The organism is Salipaludibacillus daqingensis (assembly GCF_029891575.1).
GTDB classification, from domain to species: domain Bacteria; phylum Bacillota; class Bacilli; order Bacillales; family Salisediminibacteriaceae; genus Salipaludibacillus; species Salipaludibacillus daqingensis.
Map to the genome: position 1 here is coordinate 46,225 of NZ_JARZHF010000003.1, position 25,391 is coordinate 71,615.

At 37.7% G+C, this 25,391-nt stretch carries 24 protein-coding genes and 1 riboswitch; of the genes, 4 read left to right on the top strand and 20 right to left on the bottom strand.

The features are described from left to right. Nucleotides 1-91 precede the first annotated feature (91 nt). From sufB to QDN89_RS07190, 15 genes are all read right to left on the bottom strand, one after another. Nucleotides 92-1,489, bottom strand: coding sequence for a Fe-S cluster assembly protein SufB (sufB, locus tag QDN89_RS07120; RefSeq protein WP_280769422.1), 1,398 nt, complete (start codon nucleotides 1,487-1,489; stop codon nucleotides 92-94). A 225-nt stretch (nucleotides 1,490-1,714) separates the two neighbouring features. Further along, complete coding sequence (gene sufU, locus QDN89_RS07125) at nucleotides 1,715-2,170, bottom strand: Fe-S cluster assembly sulfur transfer protein SufU (RefSeq protein WP_280769423.1); 456 nt, start codon at nucleotides 2,168-2,170, stop codon at nucleotides 1,715-1,717. Beyond that, nucleotides 2,157-3,386, bottom strand: coding sequence for a cysteine desulfurase (locus QDN89_RS07130; RefSeq protein ID WP_280769424.1), 1,230 nt, complete (start codon nucleotides 3,384-3,386; stop codon nucleotides 2,157-2,159). The genes sufU and QDN89_RS07130 overlap by 14 nt, the downstream gene beginning before the upstream one ends. Beyond that, nucleotides 3,386-4,693 (bottom strand): Fe-S cluster assembly protein SufD, encoded by a 1,308-nt coding sequence (gene sufD, locus QDN89_RS07135; RefSeq protein WP_280769425.1) that lies wholly within the window; start codon nucleotides 4,691-4,693, stop codon nucleotides 3,386-3,388. Before sufD ends, QDN89_RS07130 begins: the two co-directional genes overlap by 1 nt. Before the next feature lie 26 nt (nucleotides 4,694-4,719). Next, on the bottom strand, nucleotides 4,720-5,502 hold the full coding sequence (sufC, locus tag QDN89_RS07140) for a Fe-S cluster assembly ATPase SufC (RefSeq protein ID WP_280769426.1): 783 nt from the start codon (nucleotides 5,500-5,502) through the stop codon (nucleotides 4,720-4,722). 525 nt (nucleotides 5,503-6,027) lie between these two features. Continuing rightward, complete coding sequence (locus QDN89_RS07145) at nucleotides 6,028-6,171, bottom strand: YuzK family famiily protein (protein ID WP_280769744.1); 144 nt, start codon at nucleotides 6,169-6,171, stop codon at nucleotides 6,028-6,030. A 399-nt stretch (nucleotides 6,172-6,570) separates the two neighbouring features. Beyond that, complete coding sequence (locus tag QDN89_RS07150) at nucleotides 6,571-6,954, bottom strand: carboxymuconolactone decarboxylase family protein (protein ID WP_280769427.1); 384 nt, start codon at nucleotides 6,952-6,954, stop codon at nucleotides 6,571-6,573. A gap of 374 nt (nucleotides 6,955-7,328) precedes the next feature. Continuing rightward, nucleotides 7,329-8,225, bottom strand: a complete 897-nt coding sequence (locus QDN89_RS07155) for a MetQ/NlpA family ABC transporter substrate-binding protein (protein ID WP_280769428.1) — start codon at nucleotides 8,223-8,225, stop codon at nucleotides 7,329-7,331. Nucleotides 8,226-8,263: 38 nt separating this feature from the next. Further along, nucleotides 8,264-8,893, bottom strand: a complete 630-nt coding sequence (locus QDN89_RS07160) for a methionine ABC transporter permease (RefSeq protein WP_425335386.1) — start codon at nucleotides 8,891-8,893, stop codon at nucleotides 8,264-8,266. Nucleotides 8,894-8,939: 46 nt separating this feature from the next. Further along, entirely contained in the window at nucleotides 8,940-9,965 is a 1,026-nt protein-coding gene (locus QDN89_RS07165; RefSeq protein WP_280769429.1) for a methionine ABC transporter ATP-binding protein, read from the bottom strand. 238 nt (nucleotides 9,966-10,203) lie between these two features. Next, a riboswitch (SAM riboswitch) is annotated at nucleotides 10,204-10,315 on the bottom strand. 44 nt (nucleotides 10,316-10,359) lie between these two features. Then, complete coding sequence (locus tag QDN89_RS07170; RefSeq protein WP_280769430.1) at nucleotides 10,360-10,731, bottom strand: hypothetical protein; 372 nt, start codon at nucleotides 10,729-10,731, stop codon at nucleotides 10,360-10,362. Between the two features lie 91 nt (nucleotides 10,732-10,822). Next, nucleotides 10,823-12,103, bottom strand: a complete 1,281-nt coding sequence (locus QDN89_RS07175; RefSeq protein WP_280769431.1) for an MFS transporter — start codon at nucleotides 12,101-12,103, stop codon at nucleotides 10,823-10,825. 270 nt (nucleotides 12,104-12,373) lie between these two features. Next, nucleotides 12,374-12,688 (bottom strand): DUF2553 family protein, encoded by a 315-nt coding sequence (locus tag QDN89_RS07180; RefSeq protein WP_280769432.1) that lies wholly within the window; start codon nucleotides 12,686-12,688, stop codon nucleotides 12,374-12,376. 426 nt (nucleotides 12,689-13,114) lie between these two features. Next, nucleotides 13,115-13,498, bottom strand: coding sequence for a glycine cleavage system protein GcvH (gene gcvH, locus QDN89_RS07185; protein ID WP_280769433.1), 384 nt, complete (start codon nucleotides 13,496-13,498; stop codon nucleotides 13,115-13,117). A 179-nt stretch (nucleotides 13,499-13,677) separates the two neighbouring features. After that, entirely contained in the window at nucleotides 13,678-14,037 is a 360-nt protein-coding gene (locus tag QDN89_RS07190) for an arsenate reductase family protein (RefSeq protein WP_280769434.1), read from the bottom strand. Nucleotides 14,038-14,220: 183 nt separating this feature from the next. Here QDN89_RS07190 and QDN89_RS07195 point away from each other — a divergent pair, with 183 nt between their 5' ends. Next, complete coding sequence (locus QDN89_RS07195) at nucleotides 14,221-15,390, top strand: FAD/NAD(P)-binding protein (RefSeq protein ID WP_280769435.1); 1,170 nt, start codon at nucleotides 14,221-14,223, stop codon at nucleotides 15,388-15,390. Nucleotides 15,391-15,566: 176 nt separating this feature from the next. Here QDN89_RS07195 and QDN89_RS07200 read toward each other — a convergent pair whose 3' ends face one another. The 3 genes from QDN89_RS07200 to QDN89_RS07210 all read right to left on the bottom strand — a co-directional run bounded on the left by QDN89_RS07200 (nucleotide 15,567) and on the right by QDN89_RS07210 (nucleotide 21,143). Next, nucleotides 15,567-17,348 (bottom strand): acyl-CoA dehydrogenase family protein, encoded by a 1,782-nt coding sequence (locus QDN89_RS07200; protein WP_280769436.1) that lies wholly within the window; start codon nucleotides 17,346-17,348, stop codon nucleotides 15,567-15,569. Nucleotides 17,349-17,550: 202 nt separating this feature from the next. Then, nucleotides 17,551-18,732, bottom strand: a complete 1,182-nt coding sequence (locus tag QDN89_RS07205; RefSeq protein WP_280769437.1) for an acetyl-CoA C-acetyltransferase — start codon at nucleotides 18,730-18,732, stop codon at nucleotides 17,551-17,553. A gap of 23 nt (nucleotides 18,733-18,755) precedes the next feature. Continuing rightward, entirely contained in the window at nucleotides 18,756-21,143 is a 2,388-nt protein-coding gene (locus QDN89_RS07210; RefSeq protein WP_280769438.1) for a 3-hydroxyacyl-CoA dehydrogenase/enoyl-CoA hydratase family protein, read from the bottom strand. A 449-nt stretch (nucleotides 21,144-21,592) separates the two neighbouring features. On the opposite strand from QDN89_RS07210, the gene QDN89_RS07215 reads away from it, so the two are divergent. Both QDN89_RS07215 and QDN89_RS07220 read left to right on the top strand, forming a co-directional pair. Then, nucleotides 21,593-21,820, top strand: coding sequence for a hypothetical protein (locus QDN89_RS07215; RefSeq protein WP_280769729.1), 228 nt, complete (start codon nucleotides 21,593-21,595; stop codon nucleotides 21,818-21,820). A 24-nt stretch (nucleotides 21,821-21,844) separates the two neighbouring features. After that, the gene (locus QDN89_RS07220) at nucleotides 21,845-22,180 is read left to right on the top strand and encodes a spore coat protein (protein ID WP_280769439.1); all 336 of its coding nucleotides are present in this window, start codon (nucleotides 21,845-21,847) and stop codon (nucleotides 22,178-22,180) included. Between the two features lie 101 nt (nucleotides 22,181-22,281). Here QDN89_RS07220 and QDN89_RS07225 read toward each other — a convergent pair whose 3' ends face one another. Next, a complete protein-coding gene (locus QDN89_RS07225) occupies nucleotides 22,282-22,881 on the bottom strand; it encodes a PH domain-containing protein (RefSeq protein ID WP_280769440.1) in 600 nt (199 codons plus the stop codon). 174 nt (nucleotides 22,882-23,055) lie between these two features. Between QDN89_RS07225 and QDN89_RS07230 the strand changes: the two genes are divergently transcribed. Beyond that, nucleotides 23,056-23,604: a methyltransferase family protein gene (locus tag QDN89_RS07230; RefSeq protein WP_280769441.1), complete on the top strand. Its 549-nt coding sequence runs from the start codon at nucleotides 23,056-23,058 to the stop codon at nucleotides 23,602-23,604. Nucleotides 23,605-23,891: 287 nt separating this feature from the next. On the opposite strand, the gene secY is transcribed toward QDN89_RS07230, so the two are convergent. After that, entirely contained in the window at nucleotides 23,892-25,193 is a 1,302-nt protein-coding gene (secY, locus tag QDN89_RS07235) for a preprotein translocase subunit SecY (protein WP_280769442.1), read from the bottom strand. Between the last annotated feature and the right edge of the window lie 198 nt (nucleotides 25,194-25,391).

The window sequence follows — 25,391 nt, forward strand, 5'->3', positions numbered from 1 at the left end:
ACTCGTCACCTCCCTAGTGTCTCATTCTTTTATACCTTACATCATAAGAAAAAGCGAACCCGACGTGGTCGGATTCGCTGTATCATATCTTTTAACCGATAGAACCTTCCATTTCGAACTTGATGAGACGGTTCATTTCTACCGCATACTCCATCGGAAGTTCTTTTGTGAATGGTTCAATGAAGCCCATAACGATCATTTCCGTTGCTTCTTGTTCAGAAATTCCACGACTCATCAAGTAGAATAGCTGCTCTTCAGAAACTTTAGAAACAGTCGCTTCATGTTCCAACGTAATGTCATTATTTAAAATCTCATTGTAAGGAATCGTATCTGATGTCGATTGATTATCCATAATGAGTGTATCGCACTCAATATTTGCTTTTGAACCTTGTGATTTCCGCCCAAAATGACAAATACCACGATACGTCACTTTACCACCTTGTTTAGAAATGGATTTAGAAACAATAGAGGATGAACAGTCAGGTGCCAAGTGATGCATTTTCGCACCAGCATCTTGGTGTTGGCCTTTTCCTGCAATCGCAATGGAAAGTACGTTTCCTCTTGCTCCTCTTCCAGTCATCACAACAGCTGGATATTTCATCGTAAGTTTAGATCCGATGTTTCCATCGACCCATTCCATTACTGCATTTTCTTGTGCAACAGCACGTTTCGTAACCAAGTTAAATACGTTTGGTGCCCAGTTTTGAATCGTAGTGTAACGGCAATACGCATTTTTCTTAACAATGATTTCTACAACCGCACTGTGTAATGAATTTGTTGTATAAACAGGTGCTGTACAACCTTCTACATAGTGTACGGAACTGTCTTCATCAGCAATAATTAACGTACGCTCAAACTGCCCCATGTTTTCAGAGTTAATTCTGAAGTAGGCTTGTAATGGCTGCTCTGTCTTAACACCTTTAGGAACGTAGATGAAAGAACCACCAGACCATACAGCTGAGTTCAATGCTGAGAATTTGTTATCAGACGGAGGAATAACTGTTGCAAAATGCTTTTTGAAAAGATCTTCATTTTCTCTAAGAGCTGTATCAGTATCTTTGAAAATGACACCTAGGTCTGTAAGATCTTGCTGCATATTATGGTAAACCACTTCAGATTCGTATTGCGCTGAAACACCAGCAAGATACTTTTGCTCGGCTTCAGGAATACCTAATTTATCAAACGTATTCTTAATTTCTTCTGGAACTTCATCCCATGAACGCTCTGTATTTTCAGATGGTTTCACGTAGTAAGTGATATCATCAAAAATCAGTTCAGACATATCGCCGCCCCACTGAGGCATTGGCATTTTGTAGAACTGCTCCAATGACTTCAATCGGAAATCAAGCATCCATTGAGGTTCACTTTTCATACGAGAAATTTCCTCAACAATCTCACGTGTTAGACCTTTTTTCGAACGGAAGATCGATACGTCTTTATCATGAAAGCCATATTGATATTCATTGATTTCTGGCATTTTTTTCGCCATGTGAAACCCTCCTTTTAATTCTAAAATAGCATCTAGCTATTCATCTTGCTATAAAAAGCGATTGCGAACGATTGACAACGCCAAGTGAAAAAAAATATTATAAAACGCATTCCTAAGTTCTATCATCTATAAGTGATAACTGAAATGATTTACTCGTAAATGCTTAGAGAATACATCTCTAGTTTACAACACATCGGTAGTAAAAACCAAGGGTAATGGTCATTCTCATTCAGAATCTTCGTCCTCATCTTTATCTAAACCTTGTTCCATCGCTTTCCAAGCTAATGTTGCACACTTAATTCTAGCTGGAAACTTGGCTACTCCTTTTAGTGCTTCAATATCTTCTAGCTCAAACTCTTCCGTATCGACATCTTTTCCAAGCATCATATCGGAAAACATCTCAGACATTCTTAACGCGTCTTCCACAGCGAGACCTTTCACAGCTTGCGTCATCATAGAAGCGGAAGAAAGGCTAATAGAGCAACCTTCCCCTACAAATTTAGCATTAGCAATTTTTCCGTCCTCCACAATCATTTGGAGTTGGATACGATCGCCACATGTAGGGTTATTCATGTTTATTTTTAACGTATCACCCTCAAGCTCTCCGCGATTTCGAGGGTTCTTATAATGATCCATAATAACTTGACGGTATAACGTGTCTAGTTGATTACCCAAAGACATCTCCAAAATACTCCTTTGTTTTTATTAATGCTTTAACAAAAGCATCGACTTCTTCTTCTGTATTATAGAGGTAAAAACTGGCTCTAGCCGTTGAGTTTACCCCTAATTCTTTCATTAAAGGTTGTGCACAGTGGTGTCCAGCTCTTACAGCAACACCTTCTGCATCTAGCACAGTGGCAACATCGTGTGGATGAACATCTTCACAATTAAACGTCAAAACCCCTGCTCTTTCATCAGGTCCAGGACCATACATCGTTACACCATCGATTTCACTAAGCTGAGACATCGCATAAGCAACAAGCTTTTTCTCGTGTTTTTCCACATTGTCCAAGCCTATCTCTTCTAGAAAATCAATTGCTGCACCTAATCCAATTGCACCTGCAATAATCGGTGTACCACCTTCGAATTTCCAAGGTAGCTCTTTCCATGTTGATTCGTAAAGACCAACGAAATCGATCATTTCTCCACCGAATTCAATTGGTTCCATTTTTTTCAACCACTTCTTTTTGCCATATAAAACACCAATACCAGTTGGTCCGCACATTTTGTGTCCAGAAAAAGCATAAAAATCTGCATTTAATTCTTGAACATCTACTTTCATGTGGGGAACAGCCTGAGCACCATCAACAACAATGACTGCATTATGCTTATGTGCCACTTCAGCAATTTCTTTAATTGGATTAATCGTTCCAAGTACGTTAGAAACGTGCATAACAGAAACAATTTTCGTGTTCTCTGTTACGGTTTCTTCTACATCCTTTAAATCAATTGTGCCATTTTTTTGAAGAGGGATATATTTGAGAGTTGCTCCTGTTGTTTTGGCTAGTTGCTGCCAAGGAATAATATTACTGTGATGTTCCATTGGAGTAATAACTATTTCATCATTTGGACCAAGGTTCGCTTCACCATAGCTTTGAGCAACGAGGTTAATCGATGTTGTTGTCCCTCGAGTGAAAATAATTTCCTCCATACTTTTCGCATGGATAAATTTTCGAACCTTTTCCCTTGCACCTTCATAACCATCGGTAGCCAATGAACCGAGGGTATGAACCCCTCGGTGAACATTGGAATTATATCTTTTATAATAGTCTTCCACCGCTTCTATAACCTGTAAAGGCTTTTGAGACGTTGCCGCGCTATCAAGGTAAACAAGTGGATGTCCATTTACTTCCTGATGTAAAATCGGAAACTGTTGACGGACATTTTCCACATTCATTAGTATACTTTCCTTTCAATTACATCATACAACTGTTCTTTCACTGACTCAATTGGCAAAGCATTGACAACTGGAGCAAGGAAACCATGAATGATCAAACGCTGCGCTTCTTTTTCAGAAAGTCCGCGGCTCATGAGATAAAACATTTGTACTGGATCAATTTTACCAACGGATGCTGCGTGACCAGCTGTTACATCATCTTCGTCAATGAGTAAGGCAGGGTTTGCGTCACCACGAGCTTTTTCGCTAAGCATAAGAACGCGTTCTGTTTGCTCACTGTTGGACTTTGTTGCACCATGTTCAATTTTAGAAATACCATTAAAGATCGATGTTGCTGAATCTTTCATGACACCATGTTTTAAAATTTCTCCATCGGTATGTTTTCCGAAATGGATGAGATTTGTTGTGAAATTTTGCGTTTGGTTTCCTCGACCGATTGATACTGTTTTTGTATCTCCATACGAACCATCACCAATGAGATTGGTAGTATTTTCTGAAACGGTATTACCATCATTCATCTGGCCAAGTGCCCAGTATACATTTGCATCTCTACCAGTTACTTGCGCTCGTCGATTCACGTATGTTGTCACTGTTTCAGAAAGGTTATCAACCGCTCCAAATCGAACTGTTGCACCATTTCCAACAAATACCTCAGCAACAATATTAGCCACTGCTTCTTCATTAGAACCTTCTGAAAGATGATTCTCTACATAAGTGACGTAACTATTTTCTTCTGCAACAACAAGTACATGATTGAATAACCCGAAACTACCTTCATGAGAGTAGACTGCTTGAAGTGGAACATCAACTTCTACATTTTTCGGAACATAAAGGAAAGTTCCTCCGTTAACCAATGCAGCATGTAATGCTGTCAAACGATTCTCATCTGACGAAACAGCATCTTGCATGAAATACTTCTTAATGAGATCTTCATGTTCATTTACTGCTGTTTTAATGTCTGTAAAAATAACGCCTTTATCAATTAAATCAGCTTGCATAGATTGAAATGTTGTTACTCCATTATTTTGAACGATCAAATTTTTAACATCTTCTTCTTTACTAATGAGAGTTTTAACACTTTCAGATAACTCAGAGAAACTTCCTTTTTCATCTGTTTTTGCATCAAAATCAAATGAAGTAAAGTTCCATTTCGTAATTTTTGTTTTATCTGGTTTTGGTAATTCCAAGTTTAATGCTTTCTCTAAAGACGAAAGACGTAAATCAGTGAACCACTGAGGTTCTTGTCGGTCCTTAGAGAAGTCTGTTACTTGTTGTTGATTTACTGGAAAGGTAATTTCCGTTGTCATCTTCATTCCTCCTCTTTCAACCGAATCTATTCTTGACCTACTGTTTCGTCTTCAATACCAAGTTCCTCTTTAATCCAATCATAACCTTGCTCTTCCAGTTTCTGAGCTAGTTCAGGTCCACCGGACTTTACAATACGACCTTGCATCATAACGTGAACAAAGTCTGGTTTTACATAATTCAATAAACGCTGATAGTGAGTAATAATCATACAACCAAACTCTTCACTACGAAGTTCGTTGATTCCTTTAGCAACTACTTTCAATGCGTCAATATCTAAACCAGAGTCAATTTCATCAAGGATGGCGATTCTAGGTTTAAGCATAAGAAGTTGTAAAATTTCATTACGCTTCTTTTCTCCACCTGAGAAACCTTCATTTAAATAACGATGTTGGAAAGACTCATCAATTTCTAATGTATTCATCTTTTCATCAATTTGGCGAATAAATTTCATAAGAGAAACTTCTTCCCCTTCTTCTTTACCTGCATTCATAGCAGAACGAATAAAATCAGAGTTTGTCACACCAGATACTTCACTTGGATATTGCATCGCAAGGAACAGACCGGCAAGGGCTCGCTCGTCCACTTCCATCTCAAAGAGGTCTTCTCCATCGATAGATGCTGCACCTTTCGTTACTTCATATTTAGGGTGTCCCATTAACGCTGATGCTAATGTGGATTTCCCGGTACCGTTTGGTCCCATAATAGCGTGAATTTCTCCACCATTGACTTCAATCCCAAAGCCTTTCAGGATTTCTTTTTCTTCAATAGATACATGAAGATCTTTGACTGTTAAATTTGGTTTCGTCATGATTCATACCTCCATTTATTTTGAAAGATTAATTTAAGCATGGTAATATAATGAATAGCACGATTCATCACATTCTCAATTTATTCTCATTACAATCTTATATCAAATCCAAATGTAGTTCAAGGAATATACACAATTTCTTTTAATTCGTTTCTCAGTAGTCTACAAATCGTTGATACTACTCATTTATTCAGTAAATACATAAGATAAAACATAATGAAATGACGTTTGAAAAAACAATGGTTAGCATTATTAGACTTCATATTTGTCCGTTATATTTGTTACCTTGCCCGTCAGAAGGTAATCTGGAGGGGAAATATTCTCAATAGATCTTCTAATCGGCACCCTAATTGAGAATTAATATTAACTACATTATTTAATAAGTTGCCTTAAACTCGTTCATTGGAAATATAATTTAAATATCTGCTCACATATATATATTAAATAAACACGAGCATGTATGGATATCATACACGCTCGTGTTTTTTCACGATATGGATAGGGATTATTCCCGTAATTTTTTCATCACGTGTGAATTTGTTGTCGTTGGTATTCACCCACCATAGATAAACTCTGTTGGTAATTTCTTTCTCTTTCTTCCTCCACTTTTAAGCGATTGTCTAACTTACGATTGTACTCCTCATAACCAATACCATAAGATTGGTACATCGCTTTTTCCATCTCAGTCGTGTGTTTCGTCTGAATCGGATGGATAATAAATCACATTCCTTTCTCCATTTGTTTTTGATCGCATTTATATTGATGTACTGACCATCGTTGTATCTTACGATCATTTCTTAACAAAAGTAATTGTAGCATTCAGAATGTTTTGAACCAATCTCCATATGTCGTGATATTATCTGACATTGATTTCTAAGGTGTTGTTAAGAAAACTCACCGTCAGATTTTCTACAATCTCCGCTATTTACGCTTAATACCTCATGATCTGAAAGAGTCATTTCTATGGCTTTATAATGTAAGCGTTTCCTTTTGTTGGTGTTGCTATGTTCCTCCTACTAAGTTTATTTTAGGTGCTTAGAATGTACTGTTTTATTTTTTAAAATGAAATTATGACTGATATTCACCTGATAATTCCATCATACTTTCCTCAATTAACGTAACTGCTTGACTCAAAACATGTCCCCCGCCAAAAGCGCCTGTCACAGCTACAGCTTCTAATATTTCTTCTCTTGAAGCGCCTTGATCTAAACATCCTTTCACATGATAGATCATACAATACTCATCCTGTGCGTTCAGACTTAGCGCTAAAGCTATTAATTGTTTTTCCTTTTTCGATAATTTCCCTTCCTCAAAACAAGCTTCTGTAAAAGAATGATACTTATGCGCAATGTCAGGCATTTGTTCTGTAAACCGCCCTACTCCCTCTTTATAATGAAGTAAAGCTTCTTGAATAGAAGAATTATTTTCATACGCATGTTCTTGTTGGTCCACCGATAACCACTCCTTTCATTTACTTAAACCTATTTTGGCTTTTTATTCTATTTCTATGTATGGGTTTAAAAATTCACCTTGTTCTAGTCGTACTCATTTTTGTGGTATTCGTGAATCGAACTTGTTGCGCTCTAACCGTTTTATATCCAAAAAAAAACAAAAAAATAACTTGAAATAAACATTACGTAAATAAATCCCACGTTTAGACCGATTCAATTCCCTTTCCTTCTATGAATCGCTCCAATCTGATTGCTATATACAGATCCCTTGATGACCAAGATACCCTCAAGCTTTTCCCCAACTCAAAAATCTATCATTTCCTCGCTAAAAACAAAAAAAGCAACACCATCTAAGGCGCTGCTTCAATCAAATCATTATTCAGAAACTGGAACAACTGCGTTGTCATACTCTTCAAGAATATAGTTTTGAACTTCTTCTGATCGTAAAATTTCTATTAATGTTAAGATACGCTGATCTTCTTGATCTCCACTGTTAACTGCAATCACATTTACATATGGGTTATCAGTATCTGCTGATTCCGTTGCAATAGCATCTTCCAATGGATTTAAGTCTGCATCCAACGCATAGTTTGAGTTAATCAATACGGCATCACCTTCACCGTTTTCAAAAGCTGTTGGAAGCAAAGCTGCCTCTACATTGTCTTGAAACTGAAGATCATTAGGATTTTCTTCAATGTCGCTGATTGTTGCGTTAATTCCAACACCTTCAGCTAAAGTAATTAACCCTTCTTCTTCTAACATCATTAGAATACGACCGTGGTCGGCTACGGAACTACTCATGATGATTTCTGCACCTTCTGGTAACTCATTTAATGAATCGTAATCTTGAGAATAAACACCAATCGGCTCAATATGAATGCCGCCTGCGTTAACGAAATCATAACCATGCTCTTCAATTTGTGACTCTAAGTAAGGGACATGCTGGAAGTAGTTAGCATCCAGTTCACCTTCCGCTAGTGCTTCATTCGGTAATACGTAGTCGTTAAAAGAAACTATATCCAATTCAATACCTTCTTCTTCAAGAAGAGGTTGGGCAAATTCAAGGATTTCTGCGTGTGGAATATTGGAAGCTCCAACGACTAATTCTTGAAGTTCACCACTTTCAGCATTGTTGTTATTATCTCCATTTTCAGCTGCTTCTTCGTTGTTATTACCACCTGATTGATTTTCTTCATTTTCTCCTTCGCCACAAGCTGCGAGTACTCCTAATGATAATGTAACGATTCCTAAACTTTGTAAGAATTTCTTCATGATGATGTTACCCCCTTGATTTTTTTAAAAAATTTGTTTTATCGCTTATCTAATCTATTTGTTAAATAATCGCCAATAAACTGTAAAATAAAGACAATTATTAAAACAACAATCGTTGCAACTAACGTAATATCAGGATTATTTCTTTGGAAACCGTCTCGGTAGGCTAAATCACCTAATCCTCCAGCTCCAATGACTCCGGCCATTGCTGTGTAACTAACTAACGCTATAGCAGTGACGGTAATGCCTGATACAAGTGCCGGCATGGATTCAGGTAATAATACCTTGAATATAATTTGTGGGTTATTTGCTCCCATTGATTTTGCCGCTTCAATCACACCTTTATCAATTTCCCTTAAGGCAATTTCAACCATCCTTGCATAAAACGGAGCGGCACCTATAATTAACGCCGGTAATGCTGATGATGGGCCGAGCATCGTACCAAGTAACGTTCTTGTAAAAGGAATAAGAAGGACAATTAAAATGATAAATGGGATCGAACGAAAGACGTTTACATACGTTGCAGTGATCGCATGGATGATTTTGTTTTGCCAAAGTTGTCCTCGGTCTGTCAAGAAAAGAAGAAGTCCAAGGAATATCCCCATAATAAATGTAAAGGCGAGCGCAATAAGCGACATGTAAATCGTTTCTTCCGTTGCCTGCCACATATTTTCCCAATCAACATTTGGAAATAATAACGTATTCACAATAAATTTATCCACCGTGAACCACCTCCACTTCCACTTGTTGCTCACGGATAAAGCTAATCACATCTCCAATTACATGATTTTCACCTGTAACGCTAATAAACAATGATCCATAAGGTCCGTTTCTTGTCTGCGAAATTTTCCCTTGCAGAATACTAATTGACACATCAAATTTTCTAATGACATCTGTTATTAAAGGTTTCTTCGCTTCTCCACCTACAAATGTTAATTGTAAGACTTGACCAATCCCATCATTCTCAAATAAATGTTTTATCGCTTCTTCTGTTTCTTCTGGTTCTGTCACTTGTTTAACAAATTCCTTTGTCATCTTTTCCTTTGGTGATTTGAATACATGAAGGACAGGCCCTTGCTCAACAATCGTTCCATTTTCCATCACAGCCACTTGATGACAAATTTTCCTTATCACATGCATTTCGTGCGTTATCAAAACAATCGTCAAATTCAATTTTTTATTGATGTCCACTAGCAAATCCAAAATCGAATCTGTTGTTTTTGGATCTAGTGCTGAAGTTGCTTCATCACAAAGAAGTACTTTTGGGTCATTCGCAAGTGCCCTAGCTATTCCAACACGTTGCTTTTGCCCTCCACTTAGCTGAGATGGATAAGAACCTGCCCTACCTTCAAGGCCTACAAGTTTGACTAGCTCGTCCACTCTTTTCTTTTGTTCAGCTTTTGGTACCCCTTTTACTTCTAGTGGAAATGCAATATTTTCAGCAACTGTCCTTGACCAAAGAAGATTAAAATGTTGAAAAATCATCCCTATTTCTTGCCGGGCAAATCTTAATTCTTTTTTTGACAGCTTGTTCATATTTTTACCGGCTACGGTCACTTGACCTGAAGTCGGGGTTTCTAACATATTTAACAAACGGATAAGTGTACTTTTCCCTGCTCCGCTGTATCCGATAATTCCATAGATTTCACCTTTATTAATCGTTAAATCTACAGCATCTACTGCCGTAACATCCCCATCTCGCGTTTTGAATGTTTTCGCTAGTTTTGATAATGTGATCATTGCGACCCCTCCTTTTTCTTTGCCGTTAAAACAATACTCAATGTTTCCATTAAGAAGTTTATTTTCTTTTCTCTAATAATTCAAGTAAACCGATCTAATTAGTCTATTTAACGCACGAAAGTAATTTTCTAAAAAAAGAGAATTGGAAAACTTTCGTGAGGTTCACTTGTATAAATGTCAAAAAACCTCTCTGCCCACAAAAGATAAGCAGAAAGGTTTTCATTACTGAATAGCCTTTCTCTCATCTTTCAAGGCAAATAAATACCTTGTTGGATTTGGCACCTTCCAATTAAGAAATTGGTGGTTGCCGGGTTTCATAGGGCCAGTCCCTCCGCCACTCTTGATAAGAGAATAGTTCATTTAATTTTTTTAAAGTCTGATATGGATATTATCACTAACTATTATGCTTGTCAATAAAATCAATCGCCGCTATATTTCGTTTAATATCCGTTAGATAAAACAATGATTCAAGCCAGAGTAAATATTTTAAAGAACCAGTACAATGAATTTCTTCACGACGATTCATCGCCAGTAAAAAATCTGTACCTAAGAATAGTTCCTTTAAGGCATCATTATCTCCTTCTATAACAACATCGCTCGAGTCTTCCACATCTGAGATAAATCGCGGATTGCTGCCGTCAAATAATATATGCCAAGTCCTATCTTCCGAAACAATAGACAGTTGAAGTTTATGTTTCGTTAACAAAGGTTTTATTTGTTCTGATTTTTTCATACCTTCAATGACCGAAATAATTAATGTTCTCATTACTATTTCTCTCCTAATTGTTTCGATATCTAATTTACCCTCGTATAAAGGCATCTATATACTTGATTCTCCACAATTAGGTCTTTTTCCTCTATCCGATTTGGGATTTTTGACTATTTTTTTGATTTGTCTTCAATGGTTTTCTGAACACTAAGAAGAAATATATCGTTCCGACCACATATAAACCTGCGGTAATGGAAAAAACAATCGCATAACCTGAATATGCCCCATGAACCATAACGATCGTTGTAGATACAGGTCCCATGACTGCCCAACCTAGCTGAAAAACAGCTTGACCAACGGAGTTAGCTAATCCTTTAATGGAATCGTCTACACTTCGCATCATGAGTGACATTTGTATCGGGTTCCCAGCATTCATCAATGCTTGCCTAAATAAAAATCCAAACACAGCAAGCCATAGAGTTTCGGTAAATGCCGTAATGAGTAAAAACGGAATGGATAGTAATTGTAATATTACAACAGCCCTTACTTCCCCAACTTTTCTTACAACTGCTGGGCCAATCATTAATGCGACGGCAGTCATCGCCTGTCCGGAAGATAGTATAAGTCCAACGAGCGTATGAGACACTTCAAATCTATCAACAAAATATAAATTTAAATATGGTATGACAAGTCCAGAACCAAATCCGATGATGATTTGAGCAACCGCAAATAAAAGGATGATCTTAATACCTGTTCGGTGCGTCTTAAATAGTTTTTTGAATGAGCGATCTTGCATCGTTTTACTCTCTAACTTCCTTTCTTCACGAATCTTAAGCATTGGGATTAATGCAGAGAAAAAGAAGAGTGCTCCGATGATCAGTGTTACTCGAATGCTCCAAAGGCCAGATAAACCTATGAAAACTTGAAAAAAGTCACTTAAAGAACCACCTAATGTATTTCCGATGACATTTGCTACCATAATCATAGCAAAATTAAAACTAAATAAATGAACTCGTTGTTTCTCCGTTGAGTTTTCTGCTAATAATGGAATAGATGATACTTGAATAAAAGCCATAAACATTCCAGTCATAAATGCCCCTGAAAGCAAAAGCACATCAAACGACAATGTTGCTCTAAGTAACAAACTTATTGCCGTGAAAACGGCTCCCCACAGTATCACTTTTTTTCGACCGATTCTATCACTCAGGATACCTGCTGGTAGAAGGAGGAGTGCAGTTGCTGCCGATTGCATGGCAATGACAGATCCATTCATTTGATCATCATACCCTAACTCACGGATATAATAATTATAAATGATCATGAAAATTCCCATCCCAATATGCAGTAATATCGAGCTTATTAAAAATAAACGAACATTTTTATTGTAATGGCGAAATTGTTCTTTCCAATCACCTAAAATATTTCCCATTTCCCTCTCCTTCCCGTATCAGGTAACTTTCTATGAAATATGTATGTCGTTGTAGATATCTTCATTTTTTGTTCTTTACAGTAACTTCATCGAAACATGAGATCCTTTATATTGTATTGCTCCACTTATTTCGACTCTCTAAATAATAAGCTATCCGAGCGAATTTGAAAAGAGGAGATTTTTAGAAAGCTCGAATGGTCTTATGGTAATTAATCCAAAATAAAAGTCTGCTTACGTATTTGATCGTAAGCAGACTTTTATAAAGAAATGCTAGCTCCAACCCATATCCGTTTCTTCAACATAGGATTTAGGGTACTTTCGAGGCTCTTGGTAATTATCTTTATAAAACGTTTCATTTTCAAATTCGAACCCTTCTGACATTTCATATAAATAACCAGGACCTTTTTTCAATATTTGTCCTATCTTCTCAGATTGGTAATAGATAGATGTTTCGTCTTTACTCTCTATCTTCTTCTCAATTTGATCAGAAATATCGGTACGAGTTTTCGTTTGTTGCCTATCTTTTTTGGAAAAATCGGGGTCGAATTCTTCTCCGACTTCGTTAAAATAATCTACTCTGTCCACGGCGAAGATACCTCCTTGTTTATAACTTAGTATGAACAAGGAGGCTTACATTATTCCAGATACCCACCTGCGCTTTCACGATTTCGGTGGGCTCTCACATGCCCCACATGCGCTTTCAACTCAGGTTGGCGCGCTTTCAAACTACTTTCGCGCGCTCTCATGATACCCACATGCGCTTTCAACTCAGGTTGGCGCGCTTTCAAACTACTCTCGTGCGCTCTCATGATACCCACCTGCGCTTTCACGATCTATCATCAGGTAGCTGCTGAAAGGAACTATCTAACTCGCTTACTGCCTTTCAGCGTCAATGCGCTCTCATCGGGCTCTATACGTATCCTTTACTTATATACTCCATTCATTCTCAAAACAAAAGTAAAAAACTCCCTGGGTGCCATTAGCACTCAGGGAGTTTATCGTTTCTAAAAATTAGTCTTCTTTCGTCATAGCCTCATAAGCTTCAGCATCCATCAACTTATCGATTTCAGACTTATCCGATGGCTCTACTACTACCATCCAAGCTTTTTCATACGGAGATTCATTGACGAATTCAGGTGAATCTTCAAGCTCTTCGTTTACTTCCACAACTTTTCCAGTTATTGGAGCATACAATTCAGAAACTGTCTTAACAGATTCTACGCTACCAAACGGCTCGTCAGCTTCTAGCTCGTCACCAACTTCAGGAAGTTCTACGAAGACGATGTCTCCAAGTTCCGCTTGAGCAAAATTTGTAATGCCAATTCGAACTTTTTCACCTTCTACTTTTACCCATTCGTGTTCTTCTGAATACTTTAAATCTTTTGGTAAGTCCATTTTAGTCCCTCCATATTCTTTCGAATAATATTGAGAAGTGTCTTTATTAAACTAGACCTTCCCTCGTTACAAAAAGAACTGCTTTTTCTAAGCACACTATGTACGTTGCAGTTCAAAGTCTTCCCTCTTAACTATAATACATATGAAGAAAGCGGGGCAACAAAGATGGAAAGAAATATTTACTTATTCCAAACTTCTTCAAACATATCTTCTTTAAATCCAACAGTAACATTTTCTCCATCTGTTGTCAGTGGACGTTTAATAAGCATACCATCTGAAGCCAGAATATCTAACAATTCATCTTCAGAAGCAGTATTTACTTTGTCTTTTAAACCTAGTTCACGATATTTTTTCCCACTTGTATTAAAAAATTTCTTAAGTTCTAGTCCACTCGTTTTATACATGTTACGAAGTTCTTCTTTACTTGGTGGATTGTCCACGATATGCACGGCTTCAACATTCACATCATGATCTTCAAGCCATTTTTTTCCTTTACGGCATGTCCCACATTTAGGGTAATGATAAAACGTTAGCGACATATTATTTCCTCCTTTATTTCACACAGATTGTAATAACCATCTCTATCGTATACTAATTTCGATGTTTTTATCACATTTCCTGCTCACAACTAACATTTCACTTGTTTATTTGCTTATATTCCACTAAAATTTAAATCGTAACTATTACGTTTTAATTCTTTAATCCTTCAAGGAGGTTTATATATGCAAACATGGGTCATCGTTGGTGGAGGTATTCAAGGAGTCACCGTTGCTATTCACTTATTGGAAAAAAATATTGCAACGTTAGAGGAGATCACGATTATTGATCCACATGATCAACCATTATCAAAGTGGAAACAAATGACAAGTCGGATCGATATGCCTTTTTTAAGGTCATCTTTTGTTCACCATGTCTCTTCCTCGCCTTTTTCCCTTGACCAATTTGGAAAAAAGTATGGCGAACAACAGAAATTATTTCTTGGTCGCTATCACCGCCCTAAATTAACTCTTTTCAACGATCATTGTGATGAACTGATTCATACACATAAGCTTGAAAATTCATGGTATAAAGGGACAGTTAATGGTCTTTCAAAGTATTTTAACTCTTGGCAAGTAACTCTCGAATCTGGAGAAACCATTCGTACAAAACATATCGTACTTGCTTTAGGACTTAGCCAGCAACCTTCTATCCCTGACCAATTGATATCTAGTAAAAACAAAGGCGGTTCCATTCATCATATTTTTGAAGAAGAGTTGAATTTAGATAGACTGCATCCTCCTATGACAATTGTTGGTGGAGGAATTACAGCGGCACATACTGCCATTTCACTAAGCAACAAGTATCCAGGACATGTCACACTATTAAAACGTCATCCTTTTAGAGTTCACTCTTTTGACAGTGATCCTGGTTGGTTGGGCCCAAAAAACATGCACCGATTCTTGAAATTAACTGATTATCAACAACGAAGGAAATCTATTTTTGATGCAAGACATCGAGGGTCTATTACACGTGAATTGTATTTAAAGTTACGAAAACGAGAAAAAACTGGGGAACTGACTATCCAAACAGCGGATATTTCAGCTGTTTCTATAGATGAAGATAAGACTATTACGATGATGGATGAAGAACGAGATTTGATTCATAAAACGAGGAACGTTATTTGTTGCACAGGTTTTCATTCTTCCATGCCCGGTGGCACTTGGTTACAACATGTGATCCAGCAATACTCGTTGCCGTGTGCACAATGTGGATACCCTATTGTTAGTAAATCACTCATGTGGGACGACTGTTTGTATGTAGCAGGACCATTAGCAGAACTAGAAGTTGGTCCAGTGGCAAGAAATATATCTGGGGCTCAAAAAGCAGCAGCTAAAATCACAGCTAATCACTGAAAACGAAATAGTAAAGAGGCCTTATGATTCCATAAGGCCCCCTTACAAGAGAGGAGAATGCCTTCTTTTAGAAAGAAGGTGTTCAATATTTTATTGGGGCAGGGGAGTGCCCCAAAGTTGCTAACAAAAGTCATAGTTACGATCGGTAAATAAAGATTTTTTGCCGTTCTAATAAATTACAATACGTACTTTTCTTGCTCGATTACTTTTACTGCTAACTCACGTTTTTTCGAAATCAAGTTGATTGGCGTGTGCCGAGTTAATTTCTTTAAGATAGAAAGCATCGTGCGCAAGCTATCACCGTCTTCTAATGCTACGAGTGACTCTTTTGCAATCGCTTCAATATTGTTGAAAGCTTCTTGTGAATACACTTCTGTCATTAGAAGTTTTTGATTTGCCTTTTCTAAACCATCTCTGTTAATCGCTTTTTCTGTACGCAACACACAAGATTCGATATTGAAAATCTCGTTAACAAGGTCTGCAATATTTGCAAGCATTTCTTGCTCTTTTTGTAGCTTTTCTCCATATTTCTGCGCTGCAGTTCCAGCAATCATTAAGAAAATTTTCTTTGCATTTGCTAGAAGGTACTTTTCCTGTTCTAACGGCTCATCGCCCACTTCTTCAGGCATCATCATCATTAGTTCTTCTTGCAATCCAGTTGCTTTTTCAAGAAGAGCCAATTCACCTTTCATTGCTTTTCTCATGATCGTAGCTGGTACGAGCATGCGGTTGATTTCATTTGTTCCTTCAAAAATACGGTTGATTCGTGAATTTCGGTACATGGATTCCACTTCATACTCTGCCATGAATCCGTATCCACCATGAATTTGAACCGCTTCGTCAACAACAAAATCTAGAACTTCCGAACCGAAGAATTTGTTTAATGAACACTCAATCGCATATTCACCAATGGCTTTACCTACTTTAGCGCCATCTTTTTGTTCTTCTGCTGTTAAGCTGTCAAATGCTTTATCAATGAGACCACCTGAGCGATAAATCGTGCTCTCTACTGCATATGTTTTCGCTGCCATTTCAGCAAGTTTTTTCTGGATCAACGTAAATTTAGAAATTGGTAGCTTAAATTGTTTTCTTTCATTCGCATATTTAGCAGATAGTTCAATTGCACGCTTCGCTCCACCTACACAACCTACACCAAGCTTGTAACGTCCAATATTTAGAATGTTAAACGCAATGACGTGACCTTTTCCTTCTTCGCCAAGTAAATTCTCTTTTGGTACGAGAGCATCTTCAAGTATTAATGTACGTGTAGATGATCCTTTTATGCCCATTTTCTTTTCTTCCGGTCCAGTAGAAACACCTTCAAAGTCTTTTTCAACAATGAACGTTGAGAAATGTTCTCCGTCTATTTTTGCATAAACAACAAACACATCTGCAAACCCAGCGTTTGTAATCCACTGTTTTTCTCCATTGATCACATAGTGCGTTCCTGCATCATTTAATTTGGCTGTTGCTTTTGCACTCAATGCATCTGATCCTGAACTAGGTTCTGTCAAAGCATAAGCTGCAATTTTTTCACCAGTGGCAAGGGAAGGAAGATACTTTTTCTTCTGTTCTTCTGTACCGAAAAAGACAATCGGTAACGATCCAATTCCAACGTGAGCTCCGTGTGATAATGAGAATGATCCTGCTAATGCAAATTTCTCTGTGATTAAAGAAGAACTAATTTTATCTAATCCAATTCCACCATACTCTTCAGGTACATCAGCACCTAAGAGACCTAATTCACCAGCTTCTTTTAAAAGCCTTACCGAACGGTCAAATTCATGATTTTCAATGAACTCGATTTCTGGTATTACTTTTTCTTTCACGAAATCTTCCGTTGTTTTTGCTATCATCACATGCTCATCAGTTAAATCTTCTGGTGTAAAAACATGTTCTGGGGAAATATCATCTAATAAAAAGCTACCGCCTTTGATCGTTTTATCCGCTGTCGCCATTTTTACGTTCCTCCTCATAATATCGTAATCATTTTTTACTTTTTACCATGAGTCAAAGGGTCTTTTGACGAAAAAACACTTCACTACCCTTTTTTCACAAGGTTTATTTCAAAGGTGAAACGAGGAGGTCCCTCAGCTCGCCTCACCTTTAGATCATTCATTTATATTCCATAGATGGATCGTTCATGAAGCACATAGTCTATTACAACAGTTCGAATACTCCTGCCGCACCCATGCCGCCACCGATACACATCGTCACAACACCGAACTGCTCATTGCGGCGTTTCATTTCATGAATAAGCCCTAATGTTAATTTTGTTCCAGTACATCCTAGTGGATGCCCAAGAGCAATCGCTCCACCATTGACATTTACTTTGTCATGGTCTAATCCTAGCTGACGAACAACTTGCAATGACTGAGAAGCAAAGGCTTCATTAAGTTCATAAAGACCAATGTCTGACATTTCTAGTCCTGCTAGTTTAACTGCTTTAGGAATCGCCTCAACTGGTCCAATCCCCATAATTTCAGGCGCAACCCCTGCTACAGCAAAGGAGCGGAATTTCACTAGAGGTGTCAATCCATCTCTTTCTGCTTCTTCACGATCCATGACGAGAACAGATGCAGCACCATCACTCATTTGCGAGGCATTACCTGCTGTGACTGTTCCACCTTGAACGCTGAAAGCAGGTCTAAGTTTTGCTAGTGCCTCTGAAGTTGTTCCTTCACGTACTCCTTCATCGGTATCAACACTCACTTCTTTTTCTACGAGTTTATGATTATGATCAACGGAACGGAACGTGACTGGTACAGGGACAATCTCATCTTTGAACTTGCCTTCTTTTATTGCTTTTGCTGCCCGTTTATGACTTTCCACAGCAAAGGCATCTTGATCTTCCCGACTAACGCCAAAGCGTTTCGCTACTTCTTCTGCGGTATGACCCATCCCCATGTAATACTCCGGAGCATTTTCTACTAAACTAGGATTTGGTGCAATCACGTGTCCTCCCATAGGAATAAGACTCATCGATTCCGCACCACCAGCGATGATCGCTTTCGAATGACCAAGCATAATTCTTTCCGCTCCGTAAGCTATACTTTGAAGTCCGGAAGAACAGTAGCGATTGATCGTAATAGCTGGCACTTGTTCTGGTAATCCTGCAATAGCAGAAATATTTCGAGCCATGTTCATCCCTTGCTCCGCTTCTGGCATGGCGCAACCAATGATGACATCTTCAATTCGATTAGGATCAAAGTTATTCGCTCTTCTCAACGTTTCTTTGATCGTAATAGCGCCTAAATCATCCGGTCTTACACTTGCGAAGCTTCCTTTTTTGGCTTTTCCTACAGGTGTTCTAGCACCTGCTACAATTACGGCTTCTCTCAAGAAATTCCCCTCCTTTAGTTGAATTAGTTACGTAACGGCTTTCCTTTTGAAAGCATATGTTGCATACGCTGTTGCGTTTTCGGTTCACCAACAAGACTTAAAAATGCTTCTCGTTCAAGATCTAGTAAATACTGTTCATCTACTTTTGATCCTTTTGCTACTCTTCCACCTGCAAGAGTGAAAGCAAGTTTGTCTGCAATTTTCAAATCGTGATCGGAAATATAACCACTGAATTTCATTGTTTTCGCTCCTAGAAGCATCGTGGCATAACCCGTTTCACCTACAACAGGGATTTTGTCTCGTTTTGGCGGCTGATAGCCATCATTTGCTAAATGCAACGCTTTTTGTTTTGCGTCATGTAACAAATGATCACCATTAACACTGATACTATCTTGCGGTCGAATAAAGCCAAGTTGTGCTGCTTCTTGTGCACTTGTTCCCACTTTTGCCATTGCAATTGTTTCAAACACTTGGTTCGCAATCGCTTGGTGATCTACTTGCACTCCTTCAGGTAATCGTTCGATTTGTCTGAGGTAAAGCTCTTTGTTACCTCCACCACCAGGAATGAGTCCAACACCAGCTTCTACAAGACCCATATATGTTTCCGATGACGCTTGAATACTAGCAGATGGTAAACAAATTTCTGTTCCGCCACCTAGTGTCATTGCAAATGGCGCTGACACAACAGGTCTTCCTGAGTAACGAATATTCGCCATTGATTTCTGGAACTGACGAACGACAAGATCAATTTCAGGGTAATTCATATCTTGTGCTTCCATTAAAATCATCATTAGATTTGCACCAACACAGAAGTTTTTACCTTGATTATTAATGACAAGTCCTTTATAGTTCTTTTCCACTTCTTCAATCGATTTATTAATCATTTGCATGACGTCTAGACCAATAGAATTGTTTGGCGATGTAAATTCTAAACAAGCAATGTCATCACCTAAATCGATCAACGATGCCCCCGTATTTTTCATAATCACTTGGCCATTATCTTTCAAAGACTTCAAATGAATGACTTTCGGGTTCATTACCGCTTTGGAATATTCTCCATTGTGGTAGTAAGAGTCATGAGCTTCGTAAAAACTTGTAACTCCTTTTTCTAACATCTCTTCCACCCAAGCAGGAATCGACTCGCCTTCTTCTTTCATTCGAGCAACGGATTTTTCTACACCGATCGCATCCCACGTTTCAAATGGGCCTAATTCCCATCCGAATCCCCATTTCATTGCTTGGTCAACATCATAAATCGAGTTGGCAACTTCAGAGCTTTTTTCTGCTGCATATAGAAGCGTTGGTTTTAATACGTTCCACACTAATTCACCAGCACGATCGTCCGCGTAAATAAGCGCTTTCATTTTTGCTGCTTTTCCTTTTGCTTGTTTACTTTGTTGAACGGATGGGGCTTTTAGCTTCTTTCGCTCCACATATTCCATTGTTTTGTAATCAAGCTCAAGGATTTCACTACCTTTTTCGCCTTTTACTTTTTGGTAAAAACCTTTTCCAGTTTTACTACCAAGCATTTTGTTTTCTGCCATCTGTTTCATAAATGCAGGTGGATCAAAAACATTTTTTTCTTCTCCATCTACTTGGTCAAATACATTTTTTGCTACATGTAAGAAAGTATCAAGTCCTACAACGTCTAGTGTTCTAAACGTGGCACTTTTAGGTCGACCTAATGCAGGTCCAGTGACAGAATCAACTTCTCCAACGGAGTAACCTCGTTCAACCATCTCTCGAACAGTCACGAGTAAACCATATGTTCCAATTCGGTTTGCGATAAAGTTTGGTGTGTCTTTTGCTTCTACAACACCTTTCCCTAACGTATCCTCACCGAACTGACGCATGAAATCAAACACTTCTTTTGATGTATCTTTCGTTGGGATAATTTCCAATAATTTTAAATATCTTGGTGGATTAAAAAAGTGTGTGCCAAGGAAATGACTTCGGAAATCTTCTGTCCTTCCCTCTGCCATCGCTTCAATAGAAATACCAGATGTGTTGGAACTAATGATCGAACCTGGTTTTCTATATTCATCTACTTGAGCAAATACTTTCTTTTTAATATCTAGGTTTTCAACAACAACTTCCACAACCCAGTCTACTTCAGAAAGACGTTTCATATCATCTTCCATATTTCCAGCTTCAATGAAGTCTACATTTTCTTTTTTGGCAAGAGGTGCCGGCTTTTGTTTCTTCAATTTCTGAATGGATTCCGCAGCCAAGCGATTCCTTACTACTTTGTCTTCTAGAGTAAGTCCTTTTTTCTCTTCAGCTTCTGTTAGCTCTCTTGGAACGATATCCAATAAAAGTGTTGGAATTCCGATATTCGCTAGATGAGCTGCGATACCTGAACCCATGATTCCAGAGCCTAACACAGCGACTTTACCGATTCTTTTAGTCATGAAGTACCTCCTTCTCCCTATTTGAATGAATACTCATTCATTTTTTGAGCAAAAAATTTTGCACTCCCCAGTGCATCGTTTTTGTCACGAATTGTCTACATTTATAATCATAGTAAATTTTCCAGCTTTACGCAATAGTAATGACTGAAAATTTTATATTTTTATTTTTATCCTTGACTGTATAAGGTTTTATCATGAATTTTTTTACTGTAACTCTGTAATTTTAGCTTTATAATGTTGAATAATACTGATCTCGTCCCGCAGCCAAACCAAAATCTCCCGGACGTTTAACATAACCGCTAATTTTTACTAAGCAAAAAATATATCTTCTGCACCATCAATATGTATGTCTTTTATGAATAGAAACGTTCCTTTCGCAAAAACTATTCGTGATACGTAATTAATAAAAGGAGGAATGTTTTGTGCAGCAACAACCTAATCAAGGGCAAATGATGACCGAACCACCAGAAGTTGTCACGAGTAAAGATCATTTGTATATCAATGATATGCTTTCTTGGAATTTATTAGCAATGAAAAAGGCTCATGCCTTCGCTGAACAGTGTTCAGATCAACAAATCTCTCAGGCACTTGATCAAGCAGGACAGATGCATTACGACCATTATCAAAGATTATTAACTCACCTACAAACACAAGGACAGCAAGGTACAATTCAATAACCGAGAAAAGAAAGGAGCGATTCGATGAATCAGCAACAACAGCAGAGCGGTACAAAAATACAAAACCCTAAAACACAAATTCCTGAAACACCTCAAATGAATGATCGTGATTATATTAACGACATTTTAGCAACGGAAAAATACATGACAGGCTCATACTCAACTGCTTTAAATGAAGCAAGTCATCAAGGGTTTTATGGAGATCTCCAAGGAATCTTTAATGAATCTCAACAGTGTCAACGAAATTTGTTTAACTTGATGTTTGAAAAAGGTTGGTATAGTTTTGAAGCTTCTGATAGCCAAAAACTAACTGAATCGTATCAACAGTTTCAAGGATACTCCAATCAATTTCCATATTAACTTCAGCCTAACGGATTCTCATATACAAAAAAACGAACAACAAGTATGTATGCTTGTTGTTCGTTTTTCTTGTCAATCCTGTCTGACGCAAAAATAAGTACTTATCGTGTGTTTGAATAAGGCTTAGTTTCGTTAATTTTGTCTTCTAAATTACGGATAAAATCATCTTCTTTTTCCGGCGTTATGATTATCTTTTCAAATTTTCTGTGTAATAATAACCCTCTTGAAATAGAGGTAGAATAAACGAATAACGCATTGTGCTCATCAGAAAAACCAACCATGTTTCCCTGAGTCATCCAAAAATGTTTTCCAACAGGGTTAATCGATTTTATTTTGGTTAAACGCTTTGAAAATTTTTCCACTTCATTGATCGAAGTATAAGGTATACGATTTTTTTCTTTTTGTTGGAAGCTAATGACTAATGCATCGTCCTCTAATTCGTAAGACAATTGTTTTGACGTGTCTTGTTTATAATTATGTGGTAATGGTGGTTTATAGGTGAAATATATGATAAAACTCATGATGAACAAATGATAATAAAAAGAAAATTGAAACACGGTCGGATTAAAAAATCCATAAATGGATAGGCCAATTATAGCAAGGATCGTTCCATAAAAAAGAATGATTATTTGCATGTGATATTTCCGGAGTTTTCCAACAAGTCGATCACTAGTTATTGGGTAGTACGTTACATGCCCCATTTTATCCCCCTGAACATAATAAGTTTGATGTGGCTATCATTATAAACGAAATTGATATTATTTTCCAATTAAATCCCTATTATAGATCATTTTCAATAATGGGAACACGTTATCTCCATCTATTTCCTTTATAAAACGGGACTATTCTAAAGCTTTTCCGATCAAACTATAGTTATGGATAACCACACTATTTTTATAATCATTCTCATTTTTGGCATCATCGCTGAAGGTTTCTACTACAAGAAAAGAGAGCTCAAAAGAAAGGAGGAAGCAATAAATATTGCAGTATTGGCCACATTGATTTTATCTCTTTTCCTTTGCTATTTACTAAAAGAACAAGTATCATCTACAACCAATTTAGTGAAAACAATCGGATTTTTCTTTCTCATTCATGGCTTGTTTATTCGGTTTTGGACATATCAAATTATCATGGCCCAATCCCATCATCATTCGATTCTTCCACTTCCTGAAAGACCTTTATACAGCCATGGACCATATCGTTATCATCGACATCCGTTTCATACAAGTATCTTTATCATTACTCTCGGATGTGGATTATTTATTAGCAATCACTGGTTAGCTTTCCCACTCGTTTTTCTCCTGTTAGGAAGCTCTCTTCACACGGTGATGAAACAAGAGGAGCTCTTTTTAGAGAAAAAGTATGGTGAAATTTATACGTATTGGTGTAAACGACGTTTTAGATTTCTACCGTTTTTTTATTAACTGAAAGATGTTAGCGGGAAATTGGGGGACAATACTGTCTAGAAATATGGGAAGTGCATTATAGCTTCACGGATGTGCATTATAGATCGTCGGAAGTGCATTATAGCCTCCCGAAAGTGCATTATAGATCGTCGGAAGTGCATTATAGCCTCCCGAAAGTGCATTATGACAAAATTCGACACGCACACACGCAGCAAACACACGCACACGACAATTGCCTTCCCCCTCCGCGAAAGCAAGAAACAATAAAGCCGTTTTCCCCAATTAATGAGGAAGACGGCTTTTTGTTAAGAGCTTCGTTTGAGAAACCCTGTATATTTACGATCAATCAATTGGCTTTCAATTCGTTTCATCGTATCTAATGCGACGCCGACAACGATGAGTAGTCCTGTACCACCTATTTGAACAGAAGGTGGCAAGCCAGCAAACTGTGCAGCGATCAATGGCAAAATAGCTACGGTTGCTAAAAACAATGAGCCAACAAATGTTAAACGATAGAGCGTTCTTATAATATATTTTTCTGTTGTTTTTCCTGGACGAATGCCTGGAATAAAACCATTTTGCTTTTTAAGGTTCTCGGCCATCTGCTCCGGATTCATTTGCACGAACGTATAGAAATAAGCGAAAGCGATAATCAATACCGCATAAACGGTCATACCGAGCGGATTCGTGTAATCAAATGTTCGAACAATCCAACTGGCCGTTGCACTTCCTTCTCCAAAGAAGTTCGCTACAGTTGGAGGGAAAATAAACAACGACATGGCGAAGATAACCGGAATAACACCAGCAGTATTAACTTTCAACGGTAGATGTGAAGATTGTCCTCCCGTTGGTTTCCCGCCTGCAGCCATTTTTTTAGCATATTGAACAGGTACTTTTCGAACAGCTTGTTGGACAAAAATCACAAAGACAACAATTAATAAAATAGCTAATAATATTAAACCAACAGTGATGATGTTAATGAATAATTGTTCCCCAGCATCAACAAGATACATGCCATAAAGTTGGTTTACACCACTTGGAATCCCTGCAGCAATACCTGCAAAAATCATAATGGATATCCCGTTCCCAACTCCGTGGGCTGTGATCTGTTCCCCCAACCAAAGGAGAAAAGCTGTCCCTGCTGTTAAGACGAGTGCAATCGTTAAGTATGTGACAATATTTGGATCCGGCACTAAACCTGGCATGATGTTATTAAAACCAAACGACATACCTAACGCTTGTATAAAAGCAATTCCGACCGTGCCATAACGGGTAACTTGTGCTAGCTTTTTCCGACCAGATTCTCCCTCTCTTGACCACTCAGCAAATTTAGGAACAACATCCATTCGCAATAGTTGCACAATGATCGAGGCAGTAATATAAGGCATAATCCCCGTAGCAAAAATCGAGAAGTTTTCTAATGCTCCTCCACCAAAGGTATTTAGAAAACCTAGTGCAGCTAGTCCATCAAAATTCAAGGCGTCTGCGTTCACTCCTGGCGCAGGAATATGAGCACCAATCCGAAACACAACGAGAATTGACAGCGTAAACAAAATTTTGTTCCTTAAATCACCAACGCGGAAAATATTCTTTATCGTACTAAACATAGAAAGCACCTCTACTCTACCTAAAATATGTATAAATCTATGAAAAACTTCTGTCACTATAGAATACCATAATTCTCATGAAATGTTAGAATATTTTTTCATATTGACATAATTAGATGAATTTCGTCTCTTTATAGTAAAATTCCGCATAACCATTGGGAACTTTTTTCTAGAGTTCTCTATCAAATCTGAGAAATG